The following is a 14,496-nucleotide window of genomic DNA, read 5'->3' on the forward strand; positions in this document are numbered from 1 at the left end:
TAACAGCATCAACAGCGCCGTTGAGACTTTGATGCAAAGCGCCAACACCATGTTTATTTTGCTTGGTGCCATTATGGTACTGGCCATGCACGCGGGCTTCGCCTTTCTCGAAGTCGGTACCGTACGCCATAAAAACCAGGTCAATGCTCTGGTAAAAATCATCACCGATTTTGGTGTATCAACACTGGCGTATTTTTTCATCGGTTATCAGATTGCTTACGGTGTCGATTTCTTCACCGGCGCTAAAGATCTGGTTGCCAACAACGGCTACGACTTAGTGAAGTTTTTCTTCCTGCTGACCTTTGCCGCCGCGATTCCGGCCATTGTGTCTGGTGGTATTGCCGAGCGTGCAAAGTTTTACCCGGTTCTGATTGCCTCCGCGCTGACGGTAGCTTTCGTATATCCGTTCTTTGAAGGCATGATCTGGAACGGTAATTACGGCTTCCAGGGCTGGCTGGAAAGCAGCTTTGGGGCACCGTTCCATGACTTTGCCGGATCGGTTGTTGTGCATGCGGTTGGTGGCTGGATAGCTTTTGGCGCTGTCGTACTGCTGGGCTCCCGTCGTGGCCGTTACCGCGATGGCCGTGTGGTTGCCTTTGCACCCTCCAATATTCCGTTCCTGGCGCTGGGCGCGTGGATTCTGGCGGTGGGCTGGTTCGGCTTTAACGTGATGTCTGCCCAGACGCTGGATGGCATTTCCGGTCTGGTGGCGGTCAACAGCCTGATGGCAATGGTTGGCGGCACCGTGGTTGCCATGATTGTCGGCAAAAAAGACCCGGGCTTTATTCATAACGGTCCGCTGGCGGGGCTGGTGGCCGTATGTGCCGGTTCTGACCTGATGCATCCGATTGGTGCTTTGTTGGTGGGCGGCGTAGCGGGTGCTCTGTTCGTCTTCGTGTTCACCCTGGCGCAGAATAAATTCCCTAAATTTGATGACGTGTTGGGTGTCTGGCCGCTGCATGGTTTGTGTGGCGCCTGGGGTGGTATTGCGGCCGGTGTTTTCGGTAGCGAAGCGTTCGGCGGACTGGGTGGCGTGACCTTTATGTCACAATTGATCGGTACACTGGCCGGTATTCTGGTTGCCCTGATTGGCGGCTTCCTGGTGTACGGTATCGTTAAAGCCGTCTCCGGTCTTCGTCTTGACGAAGAAGAAGAGTTTAACGGTGCTGACCTGTCGATTCATAAAATTGTATCGACCAGCGAAGACTGATTACCTCAGTCTGGAAAAGAAAAGCCGCGGGGAAACCTGCGGCTTTTTTGTTTAAATGCAGGCTGACTTTCGAAACAGGCAGATAGATTGATATGGCAGGGCGTATCCGTGATTTACCCGGTCTGGGCATAAAAAGCGAAGAGTCGCTGGCCAGGATAGGGATTACAAGCGTTCAGCAGTTACGCGAGTATGGTGCTGTTGCGGCATTTTATCAGCTGCAACAGTCAGCGATTGCAGAGAGCAGGGTAAAGCCCAGTCTGAATTTTCTCTATGCGCTTGTCGGTGGCCTTAGCAACCGTAGCTGGTTGGCCGTTGCCCAGAGTGAACGGCAACAATTATTGATGGAGTTAGAGGGAATCTCTGAAATGGAGCGTTTGTTTCAGCCGGGCAGTGAGTGATCTTTCTGCAAGTCTGGGGCCTGTTTGATTAGCATCGACAGGCCCTGGTGTGCGGTCCATAAAAAACCTCCGTGCGGAGGTTTTTTTATAGCTGCTGGCTAATCAGTGTTTAACCGGGGCTTTAATGCCATGACTCATGGCGTACAACACTGGCACAACTCCTAGAGTCAGCACGGTGGCGAAGCCAAGGCCAAAACTGATCACTACCGCCATGGCGCTGAAGAAGGGGTCAAACAACAGCGGTAACATGCCGAGGATGGTGGTCAGTGCTGCCATTGTCACTGGCCGCAGGCGGCTGACAGAAGCATGGAACACCGCATCGTACGATTCACGCCCTTCGCTCAGTTCCAGACGGATCTGATCAACCAGCACGATGCCATTTTTAATGATCATCCCCGACAGGCTGAGGAAGCCGAGCAGCGCCATAAAGCCAAATTCGGCTCCCAGCATCAGCATCCCGGCACTGACCCCAATAATGGCCAGCGGCACACAAGCCCAGATCACCAGTGCGCTGCGCATTTCGTTAAACAGCAGTACGGTAATAATAAACATCAGCAGGTAGCCCAGTGGCAGAGAGGCAAACAAACTCTGCTTGGCTTCGCTGGATGATTCATATTCGCCACCCCAGCTCAGCTCATAGCCTGGCGGCAGAGGAATGGCTTCAAGCTGCGGTCGCAGGCGTTTGAACAGGCCATCGGCGGTGATCTCGGCATTCAGGTCGGGATCAGCAAATACGCGGATGGTGCGTTTGCGATCTCGCCGGGCAATGATCGGATCTTCAAAGACCACGTCAAAGCGCTCGACCACCTGACCAATGGGAATATAACGACTGAAGACCGGGCTCCAGATCTGCAGATCGGTGAGGCCATCAATATCAAGCCGCTCATAAGCGGGCGGTCGCATGATGATGGGTTTTAACGTGGTGCCTTCACGATACAGGCCAATACTCTTGCCGGAGAAACTGAGCTGCAGCAGATCGTCCATATCCTGTTTGGAAATACCGGCCCGGCGCGCGTTGTCTTCGTTAAATACCGGGCGAATCACTTTTTCACGTTCACGCCAGTCATGGCGGATATTATCGGTGTCAGGATCAGCGCGCATGATGCTCTTCGCCTGTTCGGCCAGAATGCGTAATTGCTCCTGATCAGGGCCGGCAAAACGGGCTTCAATTTTGGCGGCGCTGCCAGGGCCGATTTGCAGGCGTTTGAATTTAACAAAAGCATCCGGCATTTCTTTTTTGGCCCATTCCTGAGCCTGGTCAATTAAGGCCGGAATCTGGTCACGTTCCGTGGTGCGTACCATAACCTGGGCATAGGCGCGGTATTGTCGCTCCGGTGCGTAGGTCAGCATAAAGCGCTGCTCACCCTGGCCGACGGTTGAGGAGGTAAATTCAACGTCATCTTGTTGCTGGAAGTAATTTTCCAGCGCCAGTGCCTGTTGTTGTGTTGCGCGGATATCAGAGCCTTCGGGGAGCCAGATATCAATCAGAAACATCGGGGTGTTGGAGGGCGGGAAAAAGCTTTGTTTAACGAAGCTGTAGCCGTAAATCGCAATAAACATGGCAACGACCATGACCACCATCGTGGTGCCTCGGCGCGCTAAAATCAGACTCAGGGTTGTGCGATAAATATCGTAGAGAAAACCGTGGTAAGGGTCGCTTTCCGCATCCGGTTGTTCTTCTTCCTTAAACAGCAGATGACAGAGAAAGGGTGTCAGGGTGATGGCGGTAATCCAGCTGAATAGCAGGGAAATTAACAGCACATAAAACAAGGAACCGACAAATTCACCGGTCGAGTCCGGCGATAAGCCAATGGGAGCAAAGGCGGTAACGGCAATCACCGTGGCACCCAATAATGGCCACTGAGTTTGTTGCACGATATCGTAGGCTGCGCGGGTACGTGATAAGCCTTTCTTGATGCCCACCATAATGCCTTCGGTAACTACCAGGGCATTATCAACCAGCATCCCGAGGGCAATAATCAGCGCACCCAGCGAAATACGGTGCAGCTGAATATCCATCACCTTCATAGCAATAAAGGTTCCGAGAATGGTCAGTAGCAGAATGATGCCGATGATCATACCGGCCCGTACGCCCATAAAAATGAGCAGAACAATAATCACAATAAGAATGGAGGCGAGCAGGTTTAGTACAAAGCCGGTGGAGGAAGCATCGACTTCGGCCGGTTGGTCATACAGTGTGTGCAATTCAATGCCTAACGGACGGTTGGCGTCCAGCACATTCATTTTCTGGCGTAATTTTTCGCCCACGGCAACAACGTTAACGCCACTGTTAAAAGCAATGCCTATGCGCAATGACGGCATGCGGTTGTAGTTAGTCAGGTGGCTCGGAACTTCTGCAATGCCTTCGGATATATCGGCAATATCGCGCAGATAAATCAGCTTATCCGATCCGGCCTGACTCACCAGTAAATCGCCAAGCTCCTGTACCGAACGAAATTCGCCGGTGGGGTGAATGCGGATATATTCATCACCGATGCGTATATGGCCGGCATCCTGTACGGTGTTTTGTGTCTGTAATAACTGATAAAGGCGTGATAACGGAATCCCCAGGTTAGTCATCCGCTCGCGGGAAATATCAATAAATACCTGTTCCTGCTGGATGCCAGAGATGGTGACCTTGGCGATGCCATTAAGGGTCGATAATTCACGTTTCAGGTAATCGGCATAATCGTTCAGCTCTTCGTAGCTGTAATCGTTACCTGACAATGCCAGCAGCACGCCATACACATCGCCAAAATCATCCATCACAATCGGAGCATTGGCACCGGGTGGCAGGGATGGGGTTTTGTCGTGTACTTTACGGCGTAATTCATCCCATATCTGCGCCAGCTCATGGGATTTATAGGTAGGTTTAATCACCAGGTGTACCTGTGAAAACCCGGCTTTGGAAATAGAATCCACATGTTTGATATAGGGCAGCGCCTGAATAGCGCTTTCCAGCGGGGCGGTGACTTCTTCTTCAACCTGCAGCGCACTGGCGCCGGGATAATAGGTAATCACCATGGCTTCTTTGATGGTGAATTGCGGGTCTTCCAAACGCCCCAATCCCAAATAACTGATGGCACCGCCGACGAGCAAAATGGCCAGCATCATCCAGCTGGTTGTGGTGTGCTTAATAAAATACGTGGCCGAGTTTTGTGGCTGACTCATGCTTAAAGACCCCGTTCCTGAATCCAGGGACGGATACGCATCCCTTCATGGGCCTGATGAACACCTGCTGCCAGAATGGTATCGCCCGGTTGTAAGCCCTGGGTAATTTCCAGCCCTGCGGTTGATAGCTGACCGATTTCAACTGCACGCATCTGCAGGGTCATGTCGGCACCCACAATCCAGACCATGGCCTGGGAGCTGCCATCGGCCTGTTGTTCGCTCTGAAATACCGATTGTGGCGGAACGATCAGGTTAGGATTGGTCTCGCTCAGCACCTGACTCAGATCCACATGGACACTGGCCGTCATTCCCGGTAATAAATTCAGTGATGGTGGCCGTGGCAGGGTCAGGGTAATGGTAAAGCTGCCGGTCGCCGGATCGGCCTGGGCTGTGTGTTCTTTATAGCTGGCACGGAAGCGTTTGCCTGGCAGCGCTTCGAATTCAACATCCGGTTGATAGCTGGTGTTTTCCTTTTTGGCGATATGCGCCATCAGGTTTTCCGGAATCTGCAAACGCACTTCCAGCTGGTCTTTGGCCTGCAGCATCACCAGGGTTTTACCGCCAGCGACCGGTTGGTGATTGTCGGCATACACTTCGGCAATCACGCCGGAGAACGGCGCTTTTAACGTGGTGTAAGACAGGTCCGTACGGGCGGTGGCCAGAGCCGCTTTGCTGATATCCAGCTCGGCTTTGGCCTGATCAAATTGTGACTGGGAAATCTGTCCCAGTTCAAACAGGCCTTTTACCCGCTGAAACTGCGACAGCGCCAGCTCATAGCGGGCTTTGCGGTCATCCACGCGCAGTTGGTAGTCGGAAGGATCAAGCCGGGCCAGTACGTCACCCTGGCGCACTTCTTTACCGGCCTGTGCCGGCAGTGTCAGCAGTTCACCGCTGACGCGGAAAGCCAGTGCGGCGCGTTCAGCGGCCTGAACCTGAGCCGGAAAACGTCGCAGTATGCTCTGGCTGGCAGGGCTGATCTGAAACACTTTGGCCGGGTGCACAACGGTTGCTGTTGCACTGGCTTCCTGTTGGGAGCAGGCACTGAGAAGCAAGGGAAAGATGGCAACGATGGGCAGCAGCCATTGAGAACGGGATAAATATGTCATGCGGAATTCCTGTTAGCGGGCAGGCAGGTGCCGCCCGGTTGAGTGCTGGCATTAAGCATGGCCTGTCGTCGCCGTTTGGCCAGTTTGGGGGCGGATTTTAGGCTAATTTGTGGATTATCATCAGCCGCCATATTTGCAACCAATCGTCCTGAATTTAAGACAATGGTGCGTTAATTAGGCTGAATTAAGCTATCTGTGAGAAGTTTGTTGTAAATCCGGGAGTAATTGCGACGGTTGAATTACAGCAACTGCTGTAAAAAACGAGGCAGGGTTTGGCTCGCCTGGCCGTACAGATGTTCGGCAAACGCATCTTCGGTATTGGAAGGTTCCAGGTTGATTTCCACGGTATGCGCACTGGCCTGGCGGGCGACCTCGACAAAACCGGCTGCCGGGTAGACATGGCCTGAGGTGCCAATACTCAGAAACAGGTCACACTGCTCCAGCGTGGCGCAGATCTCATCCATATACAGTGGCATTTCACCAAACCACACGATATGCGGCCGCAGGCTCGGACGCTGGCAACAGGGGCAGAGCACATCGGCGCTGATATCGCCCTGGTGTTCGGTAATATTGCCGCTCAGCAGGCAGCGGGCCTTATTCAGCTCACCGTGCATATGCAGCAGGTTACGACTACCTGCGCGGTCATGAAGATCATCAACGTTTTGCGTTACCAGCAAAAAATCACCGCTGAATTGCTGTTCGAATGCGGCCAGAGCAAGGTGAGCGGGGTTGGGGCTGACATCCTTCAGTTGCCGCCGCCGGTCATTATAAAAGCGTTGCACTAATTGCGGATCACGGACAAAGGCTTCCGGCGTGGCGACGTCTTCCAGGCGGTGGTTTTCCCACAGTCCGCCGGCGTCACGGAAGGTGCGTATACCGGACTCGGCGGAGATACCGGCTCCGGTAAGAACGACGATGCGCTGATAGGCAGATATTTTCATGAGTCAGTCGTGGAAATGGTCGGCAAAAAAAGCGCGGATTTCATCTTCGCGTTCGTTGGCATCCTGAAAACCGAGGTCAATCAGGCTTTTGCAGAAACCACGGGAAAACAGCAAATAGCTGAGAATACCGGAGCCGTTCTGGCTGGCATTGCCGCTGCCGCCCAGAGCCAGTTTTAATGCCCGTGGAATTTCATGGGCATGCTGACCGGCGAGTTCATCGATGGAACGGCTTGGATTAATTTCCAGCAATTCGATGGATTTCAGTTCCATGCCTTCTTTTTTGCGCACCGATTCCGGAATCTTATCGACGGTCCGGTTAATGCGGCGCAGCCGTTCGACATCGGTTTCCATACTGTCGAGGAAAGCCGCATTCAGCATGTGTCCCATCATTTTGGCTGGCGACGGGTAAGAGCTGCTTTGTGGTCGTTCTTTGCGTTTGTGAGCGATACCACTGACACCAATCACCATGATTTTTTCTGCGCCCAGATGCAGTGCCGGGCTGAGTGGTGCCAGTTGGCGTACGGCACCGTCGGCAAAGTATTCACGATGAATTTTGACCGACGGAAAAATCATCGGGATGGCGGATGATGCCATCAGATGATCAAGCGAAATGCGGCTGCGGATGCCAACGCGGCGCTGGCGTTGCCAGTTATTGATACTGTAATGACCCTGAAAAAAACTGACCGATTCACCGCTTTCCAGACCGGAGCAGTTGACGGCAATGGCATGCAGTGCACCGCTGTCGATGGCCCCCTGAATATTGTCAAACTTAACCACTTCCTGCAGTAATTCGCGCAGTGGTTGATTATTGAGCAGCGAGACTGTGTCGTTTTTGTAGCCCCGGCCAATCACCAGGCTGCGGGTCAGGCGCGCGAGTGAGGCAGACACCCCCCAGAAATCGGTACGGTATATCTGATCGCAACTGAAGTGCATCCAGATACGTTCGAGGTGTTTAATTCCTATGCGGTAGTTGTCGGCATAACTGGCCAGCGCCACCCCATTAATCGCTCCGGCTGAAGTGCCGGAAATAATATCAAAAGGGTTGTAGTGGCCTTTTGGCAGAATCTTGTGGATCGCTTTTAGTACGCCCACCTGATAGGCCGCGCGGGCACCGCCGCCGGAAAGAATTAATCCTGTTTTTTTAACGTCCAAATCCGTGTCCTGCTGTCTCTGGGAGTCGCTGAATGACTGGGCCTGCTCCGACTTTTTCCGGCGCGTGGCTTACTGAAAAACGTTTTATCGGAAAACGGCGTTCTGACCATCGGCTTTCTGCCGGGCCGGATTATTCAGAAACACCGGCTCAATATCATGCCTTCTACTGCTGCGAGTATAGTGCATAATGCGTTTTTCTGACTTGGCTGGAGAGACTGATGTTCACCGGTATTGTGCAAACCAGATTGCCTGTGGCGCGACTGGAGCGCAAAGAAGATTTTGCCACATTCACTTTTGAATTCCCGGAAAAACTTATGACCGGGCTGCAAATTGGCGCATCCGTTGCCATCAATGGCACCTGCCTGACCGTGCGTACATTGGAGCAGGGACAGGTCAGCTTTGATGCCATAGGGCAGACACTTAACGTCACGAATCTTGGGGATTTGCAGCCGGGCAGTGTGGTGAACATTGAGCGGGCAGCACGCTTTGGTGACGAGATTGGCGGCCACGTTTTATCCGGCCATATCATGGATCAGGTCGCTGTGCTGGCCGTCGATGATTCAGCCAATAACCGGGTGGTATGGATGGAGCGCCCGGCGCATCTTTCACCTTTCCTGCTGGATAAGGGCTATGTCGCACTGAACGGCTGCAGTCTGACCATTGCTGAAGTAACCGACGATCGTTTTTGCGTACACCTGATTCCTGAAACCCGTGATGTCACAACCTTTGGCATGGTAAGCGCGGGTGATCGTATCAACGTGGAAGTGGATGCCCAGACTCAGGCCGTGGTGGAAACCGTACGTCGCCTGATGGCTGATCCGCAGATGAGCGCTCTGCTGTCCCGTTAGGGGCGTGGTTCAGTGTCATTAACCGGCCGCGGCGTGATTGTCTGCGGCCGGTTTTGCTGAGCGCTCAGGTTTGGCTGATTGCTTTGTTCAGCGGCTTTGTAAAAAGCGGATAATATCGGCGGATTCGAACATCCAGGTATCTTTGCCGTTATCAGAAATCAGCAGGCAGGGCACCGTGGTACGGCCGGTTGCCGCATATTGTTGTTTACGGAATTCCTGATTGGTCAGCACATTGCGTTTTTCGACCTCGACCTTTACGCCGGGCAGTGCACGCAGCACACGCTGGCAGAATGGACAGGCGTCGTAGTAGTACAAAGCGTATTTCATAAGTTTCCCCAGATGAACTCTGCATGGATTATATCGAACAAACGGCACTTTTTCTGATTGCAATTGTAGCGAACTGGTTTTCCGCGCTGGCCGGTGGTGGTGCCGGACTGATTCAGCTACCGATTCTGATTTTTATGGGGCTGCCATTCCCGCTGGCGCTGGCCACGCACAAAGTGGCGACGGTTGCGCTGGGCGTTGGTGCAACCGCCCGTCATCTGCGAGAGCATCACCTTGATCGCCGGATTTTGCTGTTGATTGTCGCAGCCGGAGTGCCCGGCGTGATTGCTGGAGCCTTGTTTATTCTCGACGTGCCGGCCCGTCAGGCTGAGATTGCACTGGGATTGCTGACTTTATCGCTGGCACTGTACTCCTGGTTTAAGCCGCAGCTGGGTTTACATAAAAACGGGCGTAACCGCAGCACGGCGGGTTTTGCGGTGGGGGCGCTGGTGCTGTTACTGATCGGGTTTGCCAATGGTGCGCTGTCGGCCGGCAGTGGACTGTTTGTGACCCTCTGGCTGGTGTACTGGTTTGGGCTTGATTACAAAACCGCGGTGGCGCAGACACTGGTTGCGGTCGGGTTGGGCTGGAACGGCACTGGTGCGATCACCATGAGTGCGATGGCGGACGTTCAGTGGCAATGGATTCCAGCGCTGGTGGCCGGCTCTCTGGTGGGAGGCTACCTGGGGGCTCATTCTTCGATTCAGGCCGGTAATCTGACCATCAAGCGACTGTATGAGTTGGTCACGCTGATTGTTGGCCTGAAGCTGCTGCTGGGGCCACTGTAGCTATTCACCGTACTATGTACCGGACTCCATTCACCGGCGGACGGGCGACGTTCAGCCCGGTTTTTGCCGTTCAGGGTCGGCAGGTGGCTGCGAAGCCTGATCAGCCGAGCGCCCGGTTGTCGGATCTTCATGGCCGGCATCCGCAGGCAGCCATTTTTGTACGATCTGGCGGATTTGCTCAAGGCTGATGGGTTTGCTCAGATAATCATTCATTCCTGCATCCAGACAACGTTGCTGATCACCGGACATGGCGTTGGCGGTTACGGCGATGACCGGTGAATGTCGTTCGCTGATGTTGCTTGCCCGCAGAATACGGGTTGCTTCAAAGCCATCCATTACTGGCATCTGGCAATCCATAAAGACCATGTCGTAGCGGTATGCTCGCTCTGAATTCAGCATCTCCAGCGCTTTCTCGCCGTTGTCAGCGACATCCACTTTCAGTTGCAAACGACTGAGCATCGAGTGCAGTACCCGCTGGTTGATGGTGTTGTCTTCCACCACTAACGCCCGACCACGGATATTTTCGATTGGTGTGGTTTCGACGGCTTCGACCCGGTTTTTAATCAGCCGTACTTCGCTTCTGCCCAATGCCTGTACCGGCAGGTGAAGGTGAACATCGGTTCCCTGATGCTTTTCACTGTCAATTTCAAGACGGCCTTTCATGCAATGACATACCGCGCGTACCAGCGATAAGCCGATCCCCAGTCCCTGGTAGCGGCGCTGATCAGAGCCATCCCCCTGATAAAAATAGTCCTGTACACGGCTGAGCTCAGCGGCCGTCATACCAATGCCGGTATCGCGGATATGAATATCAAGCGTGGTCATGTTGTTCATCTGGCTGACGCCAACTTCTATGCGGATCTGACCCTTCTGGGTAAATTTAACGGCATTTTCCAGCAGCGCCTTAAGTGCATGACGGATGCATTTAATATCGGCGCGGATATGGTTCGGTAATCCTGGCTGCAACACCAGTTCAAAGGTCAGATGCTTGTTGTGGCATTGCTGGCGGATATAGTCAGCGGCACTACGGATCATGGGGGCCAGTTCAATGGTTTCCGGCGACATGATGCGGTTACCGGCCTGCAGCTCGGTGTAGGTCAGTACATTGTCGACCAGATCGAGCATATCTCTGGCGCTGTTGCGGGCATCCTGAAGTGAATTCAGCTGCGGCTTACCATGCTCATCGGCGGCCAATTCCAGGGAGCCCAGAATGCCGTTCAGTGGGGTGCGGAATTCGTGACTGATGGTTGCCAGAAAATCATTTTTCAGACGATTGGATTCGGCCAGCCGTACCGCGCGTTCTTCCAGCTCTTTTTTCACCAGCGCTTCGGCATGATTTTTTGCCCGTTCAAGAATTTTAATACGGTCGGCAAGGGCAAAAGACAACAGCACAATTTCCAGTGCACTGCCGATTTTACTGGCATGAGTCGTCCACAGATTATTCGGCAGATAGCCCAGCATCATGGAAATCGTGACCATACCGCCAACAATCAGCGATACCCAGGCAATCAGGAAATAGCGGGCCTGATGCTGACCTTTAAGCAGTGACGAAACAGACGAATAGAATACGGTAATAAGAAATATCACCACCACAAATTTACCGCTGCTCATCACCGTTGCAATATCAAAGACCAATGCACTCAGACAGATCATGGCCGATAGCAGCAGGCATATCCGCAACGCAATATCGGCCAGACGGTGATGCACTTTGGTTTGTAAAAAAGCACGGGTGAAAGCACTGCCGAATATCCCCACCAAACCAATGGTCAGTGGTACCGCCATCTGTTCAAGCCAGACCCATTGCGGCCAGATAAATTGATAACCCAGACCGCTGGTGGCTAATTGCAAGGCAGAAAATGAGGCGATATAGCCGATATACAGCAGGTAGTTATTATCGCGGATGCTCAGCCACAAAAAGAAATTGTAGAGAAACATCACCAGCATCATGCCGTAATACAGCCCCAGCCCATATTGTTCGTTGCTGCGTTTTTCAACAAAGTGGGTTATTTCCCACAGGCTGATGGGCACCTGCAATGAACTGGTCGTCTGGACATTGAGATACACCACCTGCTGTTTGACGTCGGTAAAGTCGAGAGGGACAACAAAGTTGCGATGGGAGACCGGGCGTTGTGAAAATTCGTTCAGATCGCCCAGTTCGTAATGGTTTAACGGCGCGCCATCCGGCCCCTGGATAATCACATTAACAACATCCAGAAGCGGGTAATTAATTTCCAGTAACCAGCGTGATTTATTGCTCAGGCTGGCATCAACCGTCAGCTTCAGCCAGTAAGCGGATTCTGTGAAGCCCTCATTGAAAGCGGCTTTGGGGTAATGTCGGAAAGGAATATTCTGTTCAATAACATAGGGTAAAGATAATTGCGCCAGCGGATCTTCGAGGTAATACAACGCGCCTTGGCTGCTTATCTGATGGGTGTCATTGGTGAGATAAAGCACGTTACTGTCTTGCGGAATGGCTTCTGCGGCAGTCGCGGAAAAAGACACGGATAGCAGGCTGATCAGGCCTGCCAGCAATAAGGTAACAACATTAAAAGTAACAGCACGAGTACGCAGCATAGGAGAATCTTTTATATGCCGCTTCCCTGATTACAGACAGCTACGTAAGCATCCTTGCTATCTGCAACCGCTTTGCGGTCGATTATTTTGCCGGGGACAGACTCCGGGAGCGGATGTTTGCCCGTATAAACCGGTTCATGGCGATTATTGGGCATAGCCATAATAAATACCAGAGTGCGCCACCACCGGATGAGCCACCGGAGCTGACAACGATCACTTCGGTTGTTGGTTGTGGGGCACTGGCAACCAGGGTGACATTAATTGTCTGGCTGCTGAAATTGGTATTAATACTAGCCGTTATCTGACTGATATTGCTATGCCGGATTTGTAAGCTTTGCGGTGTTTTTACCGCCAGATCGCCCAGCCAGTTGTAACTTGCGGAGGTACTGCTGATGCTGTTCAGCGTCAGCACTTCACTGCTGTTGTCACTGAACAGTAGCGTCAGTTGCGGTAATTCTGTACTGAAGTCAAAACCACTGGCCTGCACAATGCCATTGAGGCTGAAGGGTGAATCCAGTGCGGTGAGGGTTACCTCTGCACTCAACTGTGCATCATCAATAGTCAGTGTTGTCCCCAGGTAACCTTCCGCGCTGAGATTCAGCTGCAGGCTTTCTTCGGGTAATTGCAGGCTGATTTCACCGCTACTGTTGGCACTGGCAGAAGATGGCAGTCCCCATTGTTCAAAACGGTTGTCATTCAAGGCAGCGATTGCCCCTGTCACCGCCTGAGAATCCTGATCGGTAACGGTAATTAAGACGGTTCGGCCAGCTTGCAATGCGAGGGGTAACTCACCATCCGGCAGGTTGGTAGCGGATGCCGTAATTACCGGCTGACTGTTGTGACTGACGGCATTGAATGTCAGCACCACACGGGCGGCATTAAAGTGATCGGCATCATCAGGCGCACTGGTCGTGGTCAGTGCATTGCCACTGGCATCGCTGAAAGCGACCTGGGCTGAGCTGCTGCTCAGTGACAGCAGTGAACCGGCCGGAGCGCCTTCAACGCTGATCGTCTGGCTGGCCGACAATGCCAGTGTTGGGGTGACATTCGTCGTCACCCGCAATGGCCGCTCGATGTAATAGGTGGCGCTGAAACCATGACCGTCGGTGACTGACAGTGTATAGGTGCCAGCAAAGGCACCGCTGGATGGCATGGCGAGGCTGTAACTTTGCGTGGTGGCATTATAACTGAGCAGGCTGTCCTGCTGGCTGCCATCAAAAAACAGAGAGGTGCTGAGCTGTCCGTCGCCACCACTGAGTGTCAGGGGCAAGGCATTCAGGGCAGCGTTCAGACTGTCACCGTTACCAAGCGTTATACCATCCTGCTGTAGCTCGAATTTTGGCAGTACCGTGACGGCCAGTATCGCACTGTCGTTTAGTACACCATCGCTGACACTGAGCGAAATACTGGCATTACCGGTAAAGCCAGTATCAGCACTGATACTGAGCTGATCGCCGCTGACAGCGGCGCTGACACCGCTGACACCGCTGCCGACGCTGTAAGTCAGACTGTTGCCATCGGCATCGCTGGCACTCAGGGTGACAACCGTGCTGGTTTCCTGCAGCAGTGTCAGTGGCGTGGGCGGGTTGAAGACCGGAGCCTGATTGGCGGCAGAAAGGACATTCACACTGATACTTTGCGGCGTACTGATGACGCCATCGCTGACAGCAACATCAACCGTCGTTGTGCCACTGGTGCCGGCCACCGGTGTCAGCGTCAGAGTGCTGCCACTGAGGCTGCCGCTGAGTTTAGCGCTGTCAACGTTAACCAGACTGAAAACCAGAGAGCCGCCGGCGGTATCAATATCGCTGGCGGTCAGGGTAATTATCAGGTCGGCGTCATTAGCTGTATTAAAGCTGCTGGCCGAGGTAAAGACCGGCGCATCGTTGACCGGATCAATGGTGACATTAAAGCTGGTGCTGTCGGTCAGCACGCCATCGGACACCTGCACTGTAATACTGCCAGTACCGTTGTAATTGGCTTG

General features: G+C 53.2%; 11 protein-coding genes. 4 read left to right on the forward strand and 7 right to left on the reverse strand.

The window, feature by feature from the left end:
* Positions 1–31: 31 nt before the first annotated feature.
* Entirely contained in the window at positions 32–1,210 is a 1,179-nt protein-coding gene (locus NYR02_RS18775; protein ID WP_260977921.1) for an ammonium transporter, read from the forward strand.
* Between the two features lie 92 nt (positions 1,211–1,302).
* Positions 1,303–1,608 carry a TfoX/Sxy family protein gene (locus NYR02_RS18780; protein WP_260977898.1) on the forward strand — a complete coding sequence of 102 codons (306 nt, stop codon included), beginning with the start codon at positions 1,303–1,305 and terminating at the stop codon, positions 1,606–1,608.
* 102 nt (positions 1,609–1,710) lie between these two features.
* Here NYR02_RS18780 and NYR02_RS18785 read toward each other — a convergent pair whose 3' ends face one another.
* From NYR02_RS18785 to NYR02_RS18800, 4 genes are all read right to left on the reverse strand, one after another.
* On the reverse strand, positions 1,711–4,779 hold the full coding sequence (locus NYR02_RS18785; RefSeq protein WP_260977899.1) for an efflux RND transporter permease subunit: 3,069 nt from the start codon (positions 4,777–4,779) through the stop codon (positions 1,711–1,713).
* A gap of 2 nt (positions 4,780–4,781) precedes the next feature.
* On the reverse strand, positions 4,782–5,885 hold the full coding sequence (locus NYR02_RS18790; protein WP_260977900.1) for an efflux RND transporter periplasmic adaptor subunit: 1,104 nt from the start codon (positions 5,883–5,885) through the stop codon (positions 4,782–4,784).
* Positions 5,886–6,124: 239 nt separating this feature from the next.
* The gene (gene cobB, locus NYR02_RS18795; protein WP_260977901.1) at positions 6,125–6,826 is read right to left on the reverse strand and encodes a Sir2 family NAD+-dependent deacetylase; all 702 of its coding nucleotides are present in this window, start codon (positions 6,824–6,826) and stop codon (positions 6,125–6,127) included.
* Between the two features lie 3 nt (positions 6,827–6,829).
* Positions 6,830–7,978: a patatin-like phospholipase family protein gene (locus NYR02_RS18800; RefSeq protein ID WP_260977902.1), complete on the reverse strand. Its 1,149-nt coding sequence runs from the start codon at positions 7,976–7,978 to the stop codon at positions 6,830–6,832.
* A gap of 218 nt (positions 7,979–8,196) precedes the next feature.
* On the opposite strand from NYR02_RS18800, the gene NYR02_RS18805 reads away from it, so the two are divergent.
* Positions 8,197–8,826, forward strand: a complete 630-nt coding sequence (locus tag NYR02_RS18805) for a riboflavin synthase subunit alpha (RefSeq protein WP_260977903.1) — start codon at positions 8,197–8,199, stop codon at positions 8,824–8,826.
* A gap of 87 nt (positions 8,827–8,913) precedes the next feature.
* Here the strand turns inward: NYR02_RS18805 and NYR02_RS18810 are convergent, their stop codons facing one another.
* Positions 8,914–9,153, reverse strand: a complete 240-nt coding sequence (locus NYR02_RS18810; protein ID WP_225691769.1) for a glutaredoxin family protein — start codon at positions 9,151–9,153, stop codon at positions 8,914–8,916.
* A 23-nt stretch (positions 9,154–9,176) separates the two neighbouring features.
* Between NYR02_RS18810 and NYR02_RS18815 the strand changes: the two genes are divergently transcribed.
* A complete protein-coding gene (locus NYR02_RS18815) occupies positions 9,177–9,938 on the forward strand; it encodes a sulfite exporter TauE/SafE family protein (protein ID WP_260977904.1) in 762 nt (253 codons plus the stop codon).
* A 51-nt stretch (positions 9,939–9,989) separates the two neighbouring features.
* Here NYR02_RS18815 and NYR02_RS18820 read toward each other — a convergent pair whose 3' ends face one another.
* Positions 9,990–12,512 carry a hybrid sensor histidine kinase/response regulator gene (locus NYR02_RS18820; protein WP_260977905.1) on the reverse strand — a complete coding sequence of 841 codons (2,523 nt, stop codon included), beginning with the start codon at positions 12,510–12,512 and terminating at the stop codon, positions 9,990–9,992.
* A gap of 82 nt (positions 12,513–12,594) precedes the next feature.
* A partial coding sequence (locus NYR02_RS18825; RefSeq protein WP_260977906.1) for an Ig-like domain-containing protein occupies positions 12,595–14,496 on the reverse strand: 1,902 nt, incomplete at its 5' end.

This window comes from Thalassolituus pacificus (assembly GCF_025318105.1).
Classification (GTDB): Bacteria; Pseudomonadota; Gammaproteobacteria; order Pseudomonadales; family Oceanobacteraceae; genus Venatoribacter; species Venatoribacter pacificus.

Bases quoted from the DNA above. Each gene is read 5' to 3' on its own strand.
- NYR02_RS18815 (WP_260977904.1), top strand. From the start codon at position 9,177: ATGGATTATATCGAACAAACGGCACTTTTTCTGATTGCAATTGTAGCG.
- NYR02_RS18790 (WP_260977900.1), bottom strand. From the start codon at position 5,885: ATGACATATTTATCCCGTTCTCAATGGCTGCTGCCCATCGTTGCCATC.
- NYR02_RS18805 (WP_260977903.1), top strand. From the start codon at position 8,197: ATGTTCACCGGTATTGTGCAAACCAGATTGCCTGTGGCGCGACTGGAG.
- NYR02_RS18775 (WP_260977921.1), top strand. From the start codon at position 32: ATGCAAAGCGCCAACACCATGTTTATTTTGCTTGGTGCCATTATGGTA.
- NYR02_RS18780 (WP_260977898.1), top strand. From the start codon at position 1,303: ATGGCAGGGCGTATCCGTGATTTACCCGGTCTGGGCATAAAAAGCGAA.
- cobB (WP_260977901.1), bottom strand. From the start codon at position 6,826: ATGAAAATATCTGCCTATCAGCGCATCGTCGTTCTTACCGGAGCCGGT.
- NYR02_RS18820 (WP_260977905.1), bottom strand. From the start codon at position 12,512: ATGCTGCGTACTCGTGCTGTTACTTTTAATGTTGTTACCTTATTGCTG.
- NYR02_RS18785 (WP_260977899.1), bottom strand. From the start codon at position 4,779: ATGAGTCAGCCACAAAACTCGGCCACGTATTTTATTAAGCACACCACA.
- NYR02_RS18810 (WP_225691769.1), bottom strand. From the start codon at position 9,153: ATGAAATACGCTTTGTACTACTACGACGCCTGTCCATTCTGCCAGCGT.